Source organism: Stenotrophomonas bentonitica, assembly GCF_002887735.1.
In the GTDB taxonomy this organism is placed as follows: domain Bacteria; phylum Pseudomonadota; class Gammaproteobacteria; order Xanthomonadales; family Xanthomonadaceae; genus Stenotrophomonas; species Stenotrophomonas bentonitica_A.
Map to the genome: position 1 here is coordinate 151,334 of NZ_PKQP01000001.1, position 15,474 is coordinate 166,807.

Consider the following 15,474-nt stretch of genomic DNA (forward strand, 5'->3'; position numbering starts at 1 on the left):
ATGGGGAAACGCACACGGCCGCACACCGCGTGGCGGTGGCGACATGGCTGGATTCCCCTGGTACCGGGTGCGGTAACGGCCCGGCGCAGGGGATCTTTAGCGGTTTGTGGGCGCCATCACGGTGCAGGCCAATGCGCGATGCCCCGGCCGCTTACTCGAACGAACCCACCGAATCGTGCGACAGATTGTCGAAGCGGGTGTATTCACCGAAGAACTTGAGCTTGCACGAGCCGGTCGGGCCGCCTCGGTGCTTGCCGATGATGATCTCGGCCAGGCCCTTGTCCGGGGAGTTTTCCTTGTTGTAGTAATCGTCGCGGTAGATGAAGACGATCATGTCCGCATCCTGCTCGATAGCGCCGGATTCGCGAAGATCGGCCATCACCGGGCGCTTGTCGGTACGCGTTTCCAGCGAGCGGTTGAGCTGGGACAGGGCGATCACCGGCACGTTGAGCTCCTTGGCCAGGCCCTTCAACGAACGCGAGATTTCCGAGATTTCGGTCGCGCGGTTTTCGCTGTTGCCCGGCACGCTCATCAGCTGCAGGTAGTCGATCACGATCAGGCCCAGGTCGTGCTCGCGCTTGAGGCGGCGGCACTTGGAGCGCAGGATTTCCGGCGACACGCCCGGCGTATCGTCGATGAAGATCTTGGTTTCCTTCAGCATCCGGATCGCGCCGGTGACGCGGCTCCAGTCCTCGTCTTCCAGCTGGCCGGTACGCAGGCGCTGGGCGTTGATGCGGCCATTGGAGGAAATCAGGCGCATCGCCAGCTGCGAGGCCGACATTTCCATCGAGAACACCGCCACGCCCTTCTTGGATTTGATCGCGGCGTACTCGGCGATGTTCAGCGCGAAGGTGGTCTTGCCCATGGCCGGACGCGCGGCCAGGATGATCAGGTCGGTCGGCTGCAGGCCGGCGGTCATCGCGTCGAAGTCGGCATACCCGGTTGGCAGGCCGGTGATGTTGCCGCCGTTCTCGAAGCGGATGCGGAGCTCTTCGAAGGCATCCTTCAGCGCGCCGGGCATCGCCACGAAATCGGTGCGGCCGCGCGCGCCCTGCTCGGCGATCGCGAACACGGACTTTTCCGCGGCCGAAAGCAGCTCGCTGCTCTCGCGCCCTTCAGGCTGGAAGCCGTCGTTGACGATGTCGGTGCCGACCTGGATCAGCTGGCGCAGCACCGCCTTGTCGCGCACGATCTCCGCATAGGCGGCGATGTTGGCGGCCGACGGCGTGGTGCTGGCCAGTTCGATCAAGTAGGCGCCATCGCCGACCAGCTCCATCTTGCCCTGCGATTCGAACCACTCGCCCAGGGTCACCGCATCGAACGGGCGGTCGCGCTCGGACAGCTCGCGGATCGCGCGGTAGATCATCTGGTGATCGCGGCGGTAGAAGTCGGTTTCGGTCAGCTGGTCGTTGACCCGGTCATAGCTTTCCGGGGCCAGCATCAGCCCGCCCAACACCGCCTGCTCGGCCTCGATCGAATGCGGCGGCACGCGCAGGGCGTCGATGCGCATTTCATCGCGATCAAAGCGGTCACCGCGGTCTTTGCGGTCGGAACGGAAACCAGAACGGGCGGACATGGGGGGCGTACTTCCTGCAGTGTGAGGCGTGGGACATGGTAGGCACGCGGGGAGCCCCGCAGCCATGCACAAACCTGTGGATAAGCAGTGGATGAGCTGGGGATACCGGCGCCTGCCGGAACGATCGGCCGGGGCCGTCGCAGTGCGTGCGACGGACGCCATTGCGACGCCCGTCCACGCCATTATCGCAGAAGCGCTACCCTCCCGCAGTGGATCAGTGCGTGCCGCCGTGGGTGCCGACCCAGGCGATGAACCTGTCCACGAAGCCCTGCAGGAAGTCCTTGGTGCCCTCGTTGCTGATCGTGCCCTGCTCGTCGATCAGCCCTTCCTTGAAGTGCAGGAAGGCCTCGGGCTGGCCCAGCACCGGCATGTCCAGGTAGGCCAGGATGTTGCGCAGGTGCTGCTGGGCCAGGGCGGTGCCGATCACGCCGATCGAGGCACCGATCACCGCCGCCGGCTTGCCGGCGAAGGCACTGTCGCCATACGGGCGAGAGGCGAGGTCGATGGCGTTCTTGAGCACGCCCGGCACCGAGCGGTTGTATTCGGGGGTGACGAACAGCACCGCATCGGCGTCACGGATCTGCTGTTTAAGGCGGACGCCCTGGCTGGGGTAGTCCTTGTCGAAATCCTGGTTGTACAGCGGCAGGTCGCCGATCTCCACGTAGGAGAACGCCGCCTTGCCGGCGGCCAGCTTCTCCAGCGCGCGCGCCAACGCCTGATTGTGCGAGCCCTTGCGCAGACTACCGACGAGTACGGCGATCTTGTATTCGGCCATCACGTTTGCTCCGTTGGGGGGGAAAGGTCCAGCCTAGGCGGACCTACCTTCGGCAACGGTGAAGGCGACGTCAGCCACGCATGGCGCGGCGCTACGGCCGACACCACATACGGTAGAGCCACCCCATGGGTGGCTGCCTTCCGTGTCCGGACCCGCACGCGTAGCGCTATGCGCGCGTCACGTCCGCGCGTGCGTTGCGCCAATGCGCCTGCCAGGCCTGGAACATCAGCACGTTCCACAGGTGCGTGTGCCATTTGCGCTCGCCCTGCTTGAACTGCTGCCACAGCGGGGCGACCGCCTCGACATTGAACACGCCCTCCTCGGCCAGCCGCGCCGGATCCAGCAGTTCATCGGCCCAGCCGCGCAGGTCGCCCTTGAGCCACGCGCTGACCGGGGCACCAAAGCCACGTTTGGGGCGGTGCACCATGTCCTGCGGCACGTAGCGGCCCAGCACGCGCTTGAGCAGGTACTTGCTCACGCCATCGCGCTGCTTCATCGCCATCGGCAGCGACCAGGCAAACTCGGCCACGCGCCAGTCCAGCAGCGGTGCACGGGCTTCCAGGCTGACCGCCATGCTGGTGCGGTCCACTTTGCACAGCAGGTCATCGGGCAGGTAGGTGCTGAAATCAGCCAGCATCATCGCGTCGGCCGGCGAGCCAGCACCGTGCAGCGGATCGGCCAGGTCGTAGAAGCTGCCGGCCGCCTGCGCGCCACGTACCGCAGCGACCGGGTCGCGCCAGCGGGAAATCCGGTTGCGGTAGACATCGCCGATGCCGCGCGCGCCCGACTCGGCCAGCAGCGCGGCCAGCCCACCGGTGCGCGAGGCCTCGCCCTGCGTGTGTGAATGGCTGGCCATCCAGCGCCGCAGCGGCGCCGGCACCTTGCCCAGCAGCCGCCAGTTGCGCATCGCCCGCTGGTAGCGGGTGTAACCGAAGAACAGTTCATCGCCGCCGTCACCGGACAGCGCCACCGTCACGCCCTGCCGCGCCAGCCTGGCGACCAGCGCCGTGGGCACCTGCGAGGCATCGGCGAAGGGTTCATCGAACATCGCCGGCAGGCTGGGCACCACGGCCAACGCATCGGCGCCGCTGACATACAGCTCGGTGTGATCGCAGCCCAGGTGCTGGGCCAGCGATTTGGCCAGCGGCGCCTCGTCATGGTCCGAACCGGTAAAGCCGATGCTGAAACTGTGCACCGGCTGGCTCGATTGCGCCTGCATCAACGCCGCCACCACCGACGAATCGGTACCGCCGGAGAGGAACACGCCGACCGGCACATCGGCCACCATGCGCAGCGCCACCGCGTCGCGCAGCACCGCATCCAGGCGTTCTTCGGCCTCGGCATCGTTGCCCGTGAACGGGGCGGCCAGCGCCTGCTGCATGCGCTCGCGCGCATTCCAGAACGGCTGCTGCAGCTGATCCGGACGGTGCGCGGCAGCGCCGGCGGCGACCGCCTCGGCATCCAGCCGCAGCACGCGGCCGGGCATCAGCTTGAAGCAGCGCTCGTGGATGCAGTGCGGCGCGGGAATGTAATCCAGCCGCAGCAGCAGCGTCAGCGCATCGCGGTCGACCTCGTTGTCGAAGGCCGGGTGCTGCCACAGGGCCTTGAGCTCGGAGCCGAACACCAGCGTCTCACCGGCCCAGCCGTAGTACAGCGGCTTCTTGCCGACCCGGTCGCGGGCCAGCCACAGACAGCGCTCGGCGCGGTCCCACAGCGCGATGGCGAACATGCCGTTGCTGCGCTGCAGGGTTTCCTCGAAGCCCCACTGGGTGATCGCGGCGAGCAGCACTTCGGTATCCGAATGGCCGCGGAAGGCATGCCCCAGCGCTTCCAGCTCGGCGCGCAGCTCGGCGAAGTTGTAGACCTCGCCGTTGTAGGCCAGCACGTAGCGGCCATCGACCGAGGTCATCGGCTGATGGCCCAGCGGCGACAGGTCCAGGATGCTCAGCCGGCGGTGCGCCAGCGCGATGCCGGCCGAGGCATCGGCCCATACCCCGCTGTCATCCGGGCCACGGTGCACCAATGCGTCGCCCATGCGCCGCGCCTGTTCTTCCAGTGCTGCCTGCTCCCTTGCCGGAGCGGGCAGCAGCATGCCTGCCAATCCACACATGTATCAATGGTCCTGCGCCAGCGCGAGGGCGGCGTTCAATACCGCATTGTCGCTTGGAAGCACGCACAATGCTGCCCCCGCCAGTGGCGTGTAGGTATCGGCCCCGCACACCCGCTGGATCGGCAGGTGCCCCAGCCCGGCCTCGACCAGGGCGGTGATCACGCCCTCCCCCACCCCGGCGCTGTGCCGGCCCTCATCGACCACCAGCACGCGCTGGGCATCGGCGGCCTGGCCGCTGATGAACCCGGCGTTGAGCGGCACCAGCCAGCGCAGGTCGACCACCCGCACCTGCCAGCCCAGCTGCTGCTCGATCGCCCGCGCCGCACGCAGGCTCATCGGCACGCCGTTGCCATAGGTGAAGATGACCAGGTCACTGGCCTCCGGCGCGTAGACCCGGCCCTCGCCGAGCACCAGTGCCTGGTCCGGTGCCGGATACGGGAACAGCCATTGGCCATCGCCCGGCGCGTGCAGGTCCTTGCTCATGTACAGCGCGATCGGCTCGAGGAACACCGCGACCCGGCCATCGACCGTCGCCAGCGCGGCCAAGGTGCGCAGCATCATCGCCGCATCGTCGCCGCGCGAGGGACAGCCGACCACCAGGCCGGGGATGTCGCGCAGCGCGGCGATCGAGTTGTCGTTGTGGAAATGCCCGCCGAAGCCCTTCTGGTAGCCCAGCCCCGCGATCCGCACCAGCATCGGGTTGCGGTACTGGTCATTGGAGAAGAACTGCAGCGAGCACGCCTCGCCCCGCAGCTGGTCGGCCGCGTTGTGGAGATAGGCCAGGTACTGGATCTCGGGAATCGGCAGCATGCCCAGGTTGGCCAGGCCCTGCGCCATGCCCAGGATCATGGTTTCGTCCAGCAGGGTGTTGAACACCCGGCGCGGGCCGAACGCCTTGAGCAGGCCCTTGCTGACCGTATACACCCCGCCCTTCTGCGCGACGTCCTCACCGAACAGCAGCGTGGCCGGGTACTTGGCCATCAGATCGTGCAGGGCCTGGTTGATCTGGATCGCCAGGTGGCGCGGCGGTTGTGTTTCGGGCAGCTGCGCCGCACCGCCAAACGCAGCGACGCGCGCCTCATCAGCGGCCGTGCGCGTGGCTTCTGCCTGGACGGCCGCCGGCGAGTACGGCGCCAGCGGCGCCACGACCTCGGCCAGATCGGTCAGCTTCGGCCGTCGATCCGCTTCGGCGGCCGCGGCGAAACAGCGCGCGCGCACGCGTTCGTAGAGATCGAGCACCTGCGCGGCGGTCATCCAGCCGGACTGCATCGCGATCGCCGCCGAGCGCAGCAGGGGATCGCTCGCTTCTGCCGCGCACAGCTCCGGCAACGGCCGCCATTCGATTTCGAAATCCGTACCGGCGTGGCCCATCAAACGCGTGGTGCGCAGGTGCAGGAAGGTCGGCCGCCGGGTCTGCCGGCAATGGGCCAGCGCGCGCTCCACCTGTGCATGCCCCTCCACCAGATCCAGGCCGTCAGCGTAGAAATAATCCAGGCCCGGGCGGTGCGCGAAACTCTGCGCGATCCAGCCATCCGGGGTCTTCACCGAGATGCCGATGCCGTTGTCCTCGCAGACGAACAGGATCGGTGCCGGCAGCCGCTGGTACGCCGCCCACGCGGCGGTGTTGAACGCAGTCTGCGCGGTGGCGTGGTTGGCCGAGGCATCGCCGAAGGAGCAGATCACCACGCTGTCGCCGGGAATCGGCAGCGTGTGGCCGATGCGTCGCCCACTTTCGATGGCCAGCGCCGTGCCCAGGGCCTTGGGCAGGTGCGAGGCGATGGTGGAGGTCTGCGGCAGCACCCACAGTGGTCTGCTGCCCCACACCTTGTGGCGCCCACCGCTGGCCGGATCGTCCCGGCTGGCCGCGAACGAGAGCGCCGCGTCCATCACCGGGTCCATGCCCGGCAGCTTGCGGAAGCGCTCGGCCATGAAACCGCCGGAGCGGTAATGCAGGAACGCCGGATCGGTATGCCGCGCCAACCGTGCCACCAGCGCATTGCCCTCATGGCCGGACGAACCGATCGTATAGAAGACCTTGTTCTGCACGCGCAGTACACGCGCCATGAGGTCCAGGTGGCGGCTGATCAGCTGTGATTCGAACAGTTCGGCAAAGCCCTGCGCATCCAGGGTGCTGCCGGGCAGGATCGGCGCGTCGGGTGCCGGCGTCGGCGCGGGATCGCCGCGCCACTGCTGCACGAAATCAATGAAGTTGGCGTCGCAGATTTCGGCCCGGTTGAGGCCCTTCATGCGCGCGGGAATCGGATCGGGAACCACGGCAAACATGCATCAGCCTCCGTGACGTGTTGCGTAGGCGGACAACCGGATGGGGCGGCCTGCCCACGATGCCGAGTCTGGCCTCACCCCATCGCATTTGCCAAGCGCGGGTGCAGCATCACCGCTGCGTGGCCCGACGCTGCTGCCACTGCTGCCGTGACTGGCCCCAGATCTCGATCGGCTTGCCGGCGTGCGGCGGCGGCAGCTCGCCCATACGCAGCAGCGAGCTGCCGAGCTTGCGCGCGACCACCTTGGAGTTTTCGTTGGCCGCATCGATGGTGTGGATGATCTCTTCCCAGCCGAGCGTGTCGAACGCCCAGTCCATGCTGGCCACCGCCGCTTCGGGCGCATAGCCCTTGCCCCAGCTCTCGCGGCGGATGCTCCAGCCGACCTCGGTGCCCGGCCAGTCCAGCGGTTGCCACGGGCCCATGCGGCCAACCCACTCACCGCTGCTTTTTTCGATCACCGAGAACATCGAAAACCCATACAGGTGCCAGCTGCCCACCAGGCAGCTGAAACTGCGCCATGCCTGGGAGGGGGCCTGCACGCCACCCAGGTGCTGCATCACCTCCGGGTCCGAGCAGAAGCGCAGGAAATCATCGAAATCCTCGGCGCGTGGCGGGCGCAGGATCAGGCGCTCGGTCTCCAGCTGGAGGTCGAAAATGCTCATGGCGTCCTCGTCTGTTGCGTGTGTACCGCCATGATCGCAGACGCAGCCACCGGCATGCCGTGCACCGTTCCCCACAACGCAACACGCCGGCAGTTGCCGGCGTGTTGGTGGTGCGTTCGAACGGCTGCGCTTTACTGGTTGTTCGCGCCCAGCGCGGCGGTCTGGGTGACCAGCTGACCGTCGATCACCGGCAGGCGATCGCTGCTCGGCTTGTTGTCCATCTTCACGGTCTTTTCGGCGCCGTCGTAACGGTAGGTCACGTTGTAGCCGGTGACCGCATTGGTGGTGCCCATCGGGATGCGGTTGCCCGGCTTGCTGGCCATGCGCATCGTGCCGGTGGTGCCATCCTCATTGCGGTAGGTGACGTTGTAGCCGGTCACCCGGGTCGACTCGGAGGTCGCGGTCTCGGTGTGGCACTGGCGCTCGGTACGGTTGACCACGCGGCCACCCACATGGCGCTTGTCCACCTGGTTGCCGATCATGCCGCCGGCAACGGCACCGGCGGCCGTGGCTGCCTTGCGGCCATTGCCACCGCCGACCTGGTTGCCCAGCAGGCCGCCGATCACGGCACCGGCGACGGTACCGCCAACATTGCCGTCGCGTTCGGGCAGGCGTTCCTGGACCACCACGTCCTGGCAGACTTCATGCGGCGTCTGCGTGCTGGACGTCTCGCGCACCGGCTCGGTGCCGATCACGGTGGCGTAGGCCTTTTCCTTCCTGGTCAGCGGATCGACCTTGACGATGTCGGCGTACTCGAGCTTGCCGGCCTTGTCTTCGATGGCCAGTTGGTCGGTGCGCGCGCCGTCATCGGCCAGCGGCGTGGTGTCCAGGGTGGGCCGGGTCTGAGCAGCGGTCACCGCGTCGGGCGAGGCACTGCCGCCCTTCATGAAGGCAGCAGTGGCGATCCCGCCGACCAGCAGCGCACCTGCAGCGACCAAAGCAGTAGTAGTTGTACTTTTCATAACCGGCTCCTTGCGGACGATCCGCAACGTTCTTGAGTGAATTCCAGCACGGCCAGCCTGAACGGAATCTCGACGGATCGTGAACATCCTCCCGCCCATTCAGGTTCGGTGAGCCCCAGGCTCGTGATAGCGTTTACAGCATCTGCCCAGGAGTGCCCCATGTCCAATCCCATACTGTTGCCGGTGCTGGAATGGGCGCGTCGGCTGCGCTACCCCACCCTGTTCAAGATCACGGCCGCGCTGTTCGCGGTGACCCTGGTGATCCCCGACCCGCTGCCGTTCGTGGATGAAATCCTGTTCGGCCTGGGCACGCTGCTGCTGGCCAACTGGAAACGACGCGGCGACCCGACGCCACCGCCATTGCCGAGCAAGCGCCGCGCGTGAGGTTGATCGACAGTCATTGCCACCTGGATGCGGGGGAGTTCGATGCCGATCGCGCCGAGGTGATCGCACGCGCCCGCACGGCGGGTGTTTTCGCGCAAGTGGTGCCGGCCGTCACCGCCGCCAGCTGGCCCGGGCTGCGGGAGGCCTGCAGGCTGGCCGACGGATTGCACCCGGCATACGGACTGCACCCGATGTTCCTGGATCAGCACCGCCCCGAGCACCTGGACGAACTACGCGCGTGGCTCGAGCGCGAGCGCCCCTGCGCGGTTGGCGAGTGCGGGCTGGATTTCTTCGTCGAAGGGCTGGACCCGGACACCCAGCAGCATTACTTCCTCGGCCAATTGAGGCTGGCGCGCGAATTCGACCTGCCGGTGATCGTGCATGCGCGCCGCGCGGTGGATGCGGTGATCGCGGCGATCAAGCAGATCGGCGGGCTGCGCGGCGTGGTCCACAGTTTCTCCGGCAGCCCCGAGCAGGCGCGGCAACTGCACCAGCTCGGCTTCCTGATCGGGCTGGGCGGCCCGCTGACCTATGACCGCGCCCAGCGCCTGCACCGCCTGGTGGCCAACATGCCCCTGGAGCAGCTGCTGTTGGAGACCGACGCACCGGACCAGCCGGATGCAGGCATCCGCGGCGAGCGCAATGAGCCGGCGCGGTTGCCGGTGATCCTGGAGGCGGTGGCGCGGCTGCGCGGGGAGCCGGCCGCGGTGATTGCCGCGCAGACCACGGCCAATGCCGAGGCATTGTTCGGCCTGTGAGTGGACCGGTCCGCCCGGATCAAGCCTCGGCGGCCGCTGCACCCTTCTTCGGCTTCATCAACATCTCCAGCGCCTTGCCCACCGCCGCAAACGCGAACGCACCGGTGATGTGGGTGGCCGCGCCCAGGCCCGCGCCGCAGTCCAGCTTCAGCGCCGCGTCCGCGCCGAGGTTCGGGCGGATGCCGCAGACACTGCCATCGGCCTGCGGATACTTCACGTTTTCCAGCGAGTACACCGCCGGCACGCCGAAGTAGCGCGAGGCGTTCTTGGGGAAGTTGAAGTCGCTGCGCAGTTTCTTGCGGATCAGCGCCATCATCGCGTCGTGCTCGGTGCGCGACACGTCCCGGATCCGCACCAGGGTGGGATCGGTACGGCCGCCGGCAGCGCCCACGGTCAGGATCGGCAGCTTGCGGCGGCGGCACCAGGCAATGGTCTCGACCTTGACCCGGAAGCTGTCGCACGCATCGATCACCAGATCGAAATCGCGGTCCAGCAGCTCAACCATGTTGGACACGGTCAGGAACGAGGCGATCGCATCGACGCTGATGTCCGGGTTGATCGCGCGACAGCGCTCGGCCATCGCCTCGGCCTTGTTGCGGCCGTACTGGCCGGCCAGCGCGGGCAGCTGGCGGTTGGTGTTGGAGACACAGATGTCGTCGGCATCGATCAGGGTCAGATGCCCGACCGCCGTGCGCGCCAGCGCTTCCACCACCCACGAGCCAACCCCGCCCATGCCCACCACCGCCACCCGGCGGGTGGCGAGCAGATCCACGGTGCCTACCCCATACAACCGGTCGATGCCGGCAAATCGTTCGCGCAGTACGTCGTTCATGCGGACATTTTAATGCGCGCAGGCCAGCGCCGGTACGCGCCGTGGACAGGACGCGTCGTACCATCGCCGCAGCCACCTCTCAAGGAAGCCTTCACCATGAACGACCCCGTGACGCCGTCCCGCCGCCCCTCCGCCGCCTATCGCTACCTGTTCGTCGGCCTGCTCGGGCTGGTGATCGGCCTGATCGCCACGGTGATGATCTCGCGCGCCATCCAGGCCCGCCAGGATCCCTTCCCGGATGCGCTGATGCACGTGATGAACCGCCAGGTGGAGCTGCTGCAGGCGGCGCAGGCGCAGAACCGCTGCAGCCTGGCCGATACCGTGCCGCGGCTGCAGACCCTGCGCTCGCTGTCCAATGATCTGGACCTGGCCTTTCCCGGCCTGAAGGACAGCCAGGGCTTCCAGCAGCACGCCAGCGCCCTGCGCGCCACGCTCAACGAGGCATTGGCCGCGCCGCCGACCGACTGCCCGGGCATGGCCACGCTGGTGGAAAAGATCCAGACCGACTGCAAGGCCTGCCACCAGGATTTCCGCTGATTCATCTTCCAGCCACGCTGGCAGCCCGGGATTGGCACGCTGTTCACGCAGCACAGGACACGATCTGCCCCATGCGCACCAGACGCATTCGACCACCCCTCTGGCCAGGAGATACACCATGAAGATTCAACTGATCGCCGCCGCTGCTGTTGCCACCGTCGCCCTGGCTGGCTGTGCCACCACCTCGCCGGGCTACGGCAGCAGTGGCTACAACAACGGTTACGGCAATTCCGGCGGCAACTACAACACCAATCGCTGCGCTGACTGCGGCATCGTGACCCGCATCAACCAGGTCGCTTCGGGCCGCAGCGCGCCGAGCGCGACCGGCGCGGTCCTGGGTGGCATCGTCGGCGCGGTCGCCGGCCATGAAATCTCCGACCACACCGGCGGCAGCCGAGGCAACAAGAACATCGCCGCCGCCGCAGGCGCGGTGGGTGGTGCACTGGCCGGCAACCAGATCCAGAAGAACGTGACCAGCGATACCTTCGACATCACGGTACGCATGGATGACGGTCGCACGGTCGTGGTCAACCAGCGCGATCTGGGCGGGATCCGCGAGAACACCTATGTCCGCGTGGTCAACGGCAAGGTGATCCTGCGCTGATCTGCCCCGCACACGGCGTGCAATGAAAAGGGCCCGCTTGCGCGGGCCCTTTTCATGTCTCAACCAGGCAGGACCCGGCGTGCGCTCAGAGCGGCTTGACCTTGTCGGCCTGCAGGCCCTTCTGGCCAGTCACCACTTCGAACTCGACCGCTTGACCTTCCTTCAGGCTCTTGAAGCCCTGGGATTCGATCGCGCGGAAGTGCACGAATACATCTTCGCCGCTCTCACGGCTGATGAACCCGAAACCCTTCGCGTCGTTGAACCACTTGACGGTGCCCTTCTCAGCCATCTCAGCTACTCCCTAACTGTCTTGTTGTTGGATACACCCGTACAGGCGGCTGACAGCAAGGGGGAAGCGAGGTGCAACGATGCAGCGGATCCGGAAGATCTACCATCATCAGGCCACGATCCACGGTGACCTTGCCAAGCTCAGCGCCTGCAACTTAACCCGAGCAAAACGAAAAAGCAACTAGCCAAAAGCTTGCGATGTCAACCCCATTTCAGGAACCATACTGGACAGCATGGACCCTTCATTCATCTTGTATCTGCTAGCCGTCCTGCTGGTGCTGGTCGGCATCGCCGGCATCATCCTCCCTGCCCTGCCTGGCATTCCCCTGGTGTTCGCCGGCCTGCTGCTGGCCGCATGGGCAGATGGCTTCGTGCATGTGGGCTGGCTGCCGCTGACGCTGCTCGGCCTGTTGACGCTGGTTTCCTTCGCCGTGGACATCCTGGCCACCGTGGTCGGCGCGCAACGCGTAGGTGCCAGCCGCAAGGCCCTGTGGGGTACGTTCCTGGGCAGCATCGCCGGCGTGTTCTTCATGCCGATCGGTCTGTTCGTCGGGCCGTTGGCCGGCGCCCTGCTGGGCGAGTACTGGCACACACGCGAGCTCGGGCGGTCCACGAAGGTGGGCCTGGCGACGTGGCTGGGCATCCTGCTCGGATTCGCCCTGAAGCTGGCGCTGGTGATCGCGATGCTGGGCCTGTTCGCCTTTGCCTGGATCTTCTGATTCCCCACGCCCCGCAGACTTTCACACCCCGAGCACACCACTGACCGGCATAAACCCGGTCAGATCGATGGCATCGCGTGCTGGCAGGAATGCCGGGCAGCGGCGACACTGTGCGATCAGACCCATTCATTTTTGTCACGCGGCCCTGCTCCCATGACCCTGCCCTATTCCCGCTCCGCCCTGTTCACTGCCCTGGCCCTGGCCGGCACCGCCCTGCCCGCTGCAGCACAGGAGGCGGCACCGAAGCCGGCGTCACCGGAGGCCTGCGCACTGGTGGACACCGACGCGGCGCGTCTGGCGTGCTACGACACGCTGTTTGGTCGTACGCCGGACGTGACCCTGGCCGCCGATGCGGCGGCCACCGCCGCAAAGCAGGAACGCCGCGAAGAGCGCCAGGCCGCACGCGGGGCCGATGCCGATGCGCCTGCGGCACAGCGGGTGAAGCAGCGTCTTGGCGAGGTGTTCAAGAACGACGGCCATCAGGACGCCTTGGCCAACGCTGGCAAGGGCTCGCTGCTGGACAGCCGCTGGGAACTGGCCCAGGACTCCAAGCTGGGCGCCTTCCAGCTGCGCGCCTACAAGCCGGTCTACCTGCTGCCCGCCTTCTGGACCAGCGACAAGAACCAGATGCCGCAGTCGCCCAATCCGGTCAATACGGTCACCACCTCGCAGCAGCTGGACAGCGCGGAACTGAAGTTCCAGCTCAGCTTCAAGACCAAGGTCGTGGAAAACCTGTTCGGCGACAACGGCGACATCTGGGCCGGCTACACGCAGAGCTCGCGCTGGCAGGCCTACAACGCCGACAACTCGCGTCCGTTCCGTGAGACCAATTACGAGCCGGAAGTGATGCTGATGTTCCGCAACGGCTACTCGATCGGCGGCTGGCGCGGGCGCATGAGCGGGATCAGTGTCAACCACATGTCCAACGGCCGCGCCGATCCCCTGTCGCGCAGCTGGAACCGGGTGATCGCCACCGTCGGCCTGGACCGCGAGAACTGGGCGCTGGTCCTGCGCCCGTGGTATCGCATCCCGGAAGACCGCAAGGACGACAACAACCCGGACATCTCCGATTACATGGGCCGCGGCGACGCCACCCTGACCTGGAACAAGAACGGTCACGAGGTCTCGCTGATGGCGCGGCACTCGCTGCGTGGCGGTGATCGCTCGCACGGTGCGCTGCAGCTTGATTACGGCTTCCCGATCAGCAACCTGCTGCGCGGTCACGTGCAGATCTTCGATGGCTACGGCGAGAGCATGATCGACTACAACCACAAGGCCACGTATGTGGGCCTGGGTGTGTCGCTGCTGGAGTGGTATTGATGGCGGTGACGATCTGGCACAACCCGCGCTGCAGCAATTCACGCGGGGCGCTGGAACTGCTGCGTGAGCACGGCATCGAGCCGGTGGTGATCGAATACCTGAAGACACCGCCGGACCGTACTACGTTGACCGCCCTGATCACGCGCATGGGCATCGCCCCGCGGGCGTTGCTGCGCAGCAAGGAGCCGGCCTATGGTTCGCTCGGGCTGGACGACGCCGCGTTTTCCGATGCCGCGCTGATCGACGCGATGGTCGCCCACCCGGAGCTGATCAACCGCCCGATCGTGGAGACTCCGCGCGGGACACGCCTGTGCCGGCCGCCGGAGACGGTGCTGGAGATCCTGCCGGCGTAAGGCTGCGCCTCAGCTGCTCCGCAGCGGCTGGTACACCGGTTGTTATCCTCGCCGCAGGTCAGTGCGGGCAGCCGGTTGCGGTAACAGCACTGCCGGCCAGCTTTGCAGACAGGCGGTCAGCGCTCCACCATCGTCCCGCCACAGTCAAGTGCACAGAGCTCCCAGCGCTCCCTGCATGGCGAGGTGTTGGCCGTGGGAGTGATGCAGCTCGTGCCGCCATTGGCGGTTTCGCAGCGGTGCCGGTCGCTCTCGCTGGTATACGCCGAACAGCGGCTCGCCAGCCGCTGCTGGCTGAAGGCACACGAATCGCCCTCCGAACGCGCCACCGCCTCTGCCTGCCAGGTGCACTGATCCCGCCGCGCATCGCAGGTCTGCATGCACTGCTGTCCCGTAGCGCTGATCGGGGGCTGGATCTCGTAGCCCGCGCACCCGGCCAGCCCCGCCATCACCAGTAACGGCAACAGCAACAGCAACAGCACGCTCCCTTTTACGCCCATCGCGATCATCCTTGAACGGCACACGCCCGACTTTAGCAGCACTTCTTTCCGACCTGCCATCGACCTCAGCGCCAGTCGGTGATGCCCTCGCGCCGGTAGACCTCGGCGAACGCCGGCCGGGCTTTCAGACGATCGGCGTAGGCCTTCAACGCCGGCCAGGTGTCACTCGGCGTGGGCATGTTGCGCGACCAGCGCATCAGCATCACCAGCATGAAATCGACGACGCTCAACGCGTCGCCCAGCACATACGGCCCGCGCGTGGACAGATGCTCGGCCAGGTGCTGCCACGCGCCTTCCAGCCGCTCGCGCGCCCGCTGGCGGGTCGCGTCCACGTGCTCGGGGCCCGCCATTTCCTGCGGGTAGAACCACGCCCGGTACGCCGGTTGCACGGTATTGGCGCACCAGAACATCCAGCGGTACGCCTCGGCACGGTCGGCAGTCCCCGGGGCTGGCAGCAGGGCCGCTTCCGGATGGCGGTCTGCCAGATGCAGCGCGATCGCTGCCGCTTCGGTCAATACCTGCCCGTCCAGCACCAGCGTCGGCACCAGGCCCGCCGGATTCAAGGCGAGATACGCGGCATCCTTCTGCTCGCGCTTGTCGAAATCCAACAGCACCAGATCGTGCTCGATCTGCAGTTCCAGCAACAGCCAATGGACGACCAGGGCGGCGGTACTCGGCGATCCATACAACGTGGTGCGCATGCTCAGGGCCTCTTGAGGGAGGCGCACAGTATGCGCCCGCGCTCCGTGCCATCACATGGGTACAGAGCACGGGCGATGGGGACGCGTTCTGTCTCTGCCACTGCGCCGCGGACG

General features: G+C 66.8%; 17 protein-coding genes. 7 read left to right on the forward strand and 10 right to left on the reverse strand.

Annotated features, from left to right (window positions below; translation table 11 throughout):
• Positions 1 to 151 precede the first annotated feature (151 nt).
• The 6 genes from C0R07_RS00680 to C0R07_RS00705 all read right to left on the reverse strand — a co-directional run bounded on the left by C0R07_RS00680 (position 152) and on the right by C0R07_RS00705 (position 8,367).
• The gene (locus tag C0R07_RS00680) at positions 152 to 1,576 is read right to left on the reverse strand and encodes a replicative DNA helicase (RefSeq protein ID WP_019185928.1); all 1,425 of its coding nucleotides are present in this window, start codon (positions 1,574 to 1,576) and stop codon (positions 152 to 154) included.
• 214 nt (positions 1,577 to 1,790) lie between these two features.
• The gene (locus tag C0R07_RS00685; protein WP_102787999.1) at positions 1,791 to 2,351 is read right to left on the reverse strand and encodes an NADPH-dependent FMN reductase; all 561 of its coding nucleotides are present in this window, start codon (positions 2,349 to 2,351) and stop codon (positions 1,791 to 1,793) included.
• Positions 2,352 to 2,517: 166 nt separating this feature from the next.
• A complete protein-coding gene (gene asnB / locus C0R07_RS00690) occupies positions 2,518 to 4,461 on the reverse strand; it encodes an asparagine synthase (glutamine-hydrolyzing) (protein WP_070470303.1) in 1,944 nt (647 codons plus the stop codon).
• A 3-nt stretch (positions 4,462 to 4,464) separates the two neighbouring features.
• Entirely contained in the window at positions 4,465 to 6,744 is a 2,280-nt protein-coding gene (locus C0R07_RS00695) for a thiamine pyrophosphate-dependent enzyme (protein WP_102788000.1), read from the reverse strand.
• A 109-nt stretch (positions 6,745 to 6,853) separates the two neighbouring features.
• On the reverse strand, positions 6,854 to 7,405 hold the full coding sequence (locus C0R07_RS00700; protein WP_046274182.1) for a GNAT family N-acetyltransferase: 552 nt from the start codon (positions 7,403 to 7,405) through the stop codon (positions 6,854 to 6,856).
• A gap of 131 nt (positions 7,406 to 7,536) precedes the next feature.
• Positions 7,537 to 8,367 carry a glycine zipper 2TM domain-containing protein gene (locus tag C0R07_RS00705; protein WP_019185923.1) on the reverse strand — a complete coding sequence of 277 codons (831 nt, stop codon included), beginning with the start codon at positions 8,365 to 8,367 and terminating at the stop codon, positions 7,537 to 7,539.
• Between the two features lie 159 nt (positions 8,368 to 8,526).
• On the opposite strand from C0R07_RS00705, the gene C0R07_RS00710 reads away from it, so the two are divergent.
• On the forward strand, positions 8,527 to 8,751 hold the full coding sequence (locus tag C0R07_RS00710) for a DUF6116 family protein (protein ID WP_070470309.1): 225 nt from the start codon (positions 8,527 to 8,529) through the stop codon (positions 8,749 to 8,751).
• Positions 8,748 to 9,509: a TatD family hydrolase gene (locus C0R07_RS00715; RefSeq protein WP_102788001.1), complete on the forward strand. Its 762-nt coding sequence runs from the start codon at positions 8,748 to 8,750 to the stop codon at positions 9,507 to 9,509. The genes C0R07_RS00710 and C0R07_RS00715 overlap by 4 nt, the downstream gene beginning before the upstream one ends.
• A 19-nt stretch (positions 9,510 to 9,528) precedes the next feature.
• Here C0R07_RS00715 and C0R07_RS00720 read toward each other — a convergent pair whose 3' ends face one another.
• Positions 9,529 to 10,341: a tRNA threonylcarbamoyladenosine dehydratase gene (locus C0R07_RS00720; RefSeq protein WP_070425492.1), complete on the reverse strand. Its 813-nt coding sequence runs from the start codon at positions 10,339 to 10,341 to the stop codon at positions 9,529 to 9,531.
• Between the two features lie 96 nt (positions 10,342 to 10,437).
• On the opposite strand from C0R07_RS00720, the gene C0R07_RS00725 reads away from it, so the two are divergent.
• Together C0R07_RS00725 and C0R07_RS00730 are read left to right on the forward strand one after the other, a co-directional pair.
• Positions 10,438 to 10,878, forward strand: a complete 441-nt coding sequence (locus tag C0R07_RS00725) for a cytochrome c (RefSeq protein ID WP_070470315.1) — start codon at positions 10,438 to 10,440, stop codon at positions 10,876 to 10,878.
• 118 nt (positions 10,879 to 10,996) lie between these two features.
• On the forward strand, positions 10,997 to 11,482 hold the full coding sequence (locus C0R07_RS00730; RefSeq protein ID WP_019185918.1) for a glycine zipper 2TM domain-containing protein: 486 nt from the start codon (positions 10,997 to 10,999) through the stop codon (positions 11,480 to 11,482).
• 85 nt (positions 11,483 to 11,567) lie between these two features.
• Here the strand turns inward: C0R07_RS00730 and C0R07_RS00735 are convergent, their stop codons facing one another.
• Positions 11,568 to 11,771 (reverse strand): cold-shock protein, encoded by a 204-nt coding sequence (locus tag C0R07_RS00735; protein WP_019185917.1) that lies wholly within the window; start codon positions 11,769 to 11,771, stop codon positions 11,568 to 11,570.
• Between the two features lie 232 nt (positions 11,772 to 12,003).
• On the opposite strand from C0R07_RS00735, the gene C0R07_RS00740 reads away from it, so the two are divergent.
• The 3 genes from C0R07_RS00740 (at position 12,004) to arsC (ending at position 14,162) form a co-directional block, all read left to right on the forward strand.
• On the forward strand, positions 12,004 to 12,489 hold the full coding sequence (locus tag C0R07_RS00740) for a DUF456 domain-containing protein (RefSeq protein ID WP_102788002.1): 486 nt from the start codon (positions 12,004 to 12,006) through the stop codon (positions 12,487 to 12,489).
• Positions 12,490 to 12,642: 153 nt separating this feature from the next.
• On the forward strand, positions 12,643 to 13,809 hold the full coding sequence (locus C0R07_RS00745; protein ID WP_070470322.1) for a phospholipase A: 1,167 nt from the start codon (positions 12,643 to 12,645) through the stop codon (positions 13,807 to 13,809).
• Positions 13,809 to 14,162: an arsenate reductase (glutaredoxin) gene (gene arsC / locus C0R07_RS00750; protein WP_102788003.1), complete on the forward strand. Its 354-nt coding sequence runs from the start codon at positions 13,809 to 13,811 to the stop codon at positions 14,160 to 14,162. Before C0R07_RS00745 ends, arsC begins: the two co-directional genes overlap by 1 nt.
• A 116-nt stretch (positions 14,163 to 14,278) precedes the next feature.
• Here the strand turns inward: arsC and C0R07_RS00755 are convergent, their stop codons facing one another.
• Positions 14,279 to 14,668, reverse strand: a complete 390-nt coding sequence (locus C0R07_RS00755; RefSeq protein WP_146027574.1) for a hypothetical protein — start codon at positions 14,666 to 14,668, stop codon at positions 14,279 to 14,281.
• A 56-nt stretch (positions 14,669 to 14,724) separates the two neighbouring features.
• Complete coding sequence (locus C0R07_RS00760; RefSeq protein WP_102788005.1) at positions 14,725 to 15,360, reverse strand: glutathione S-transferase family protein; 636 nt, start codon at positions 15,358 to 15,360, stop codon at positions 14,725 to 14,727.
• Positions 15,361 to 15,474: the final 114 nt, after the last annotated feature.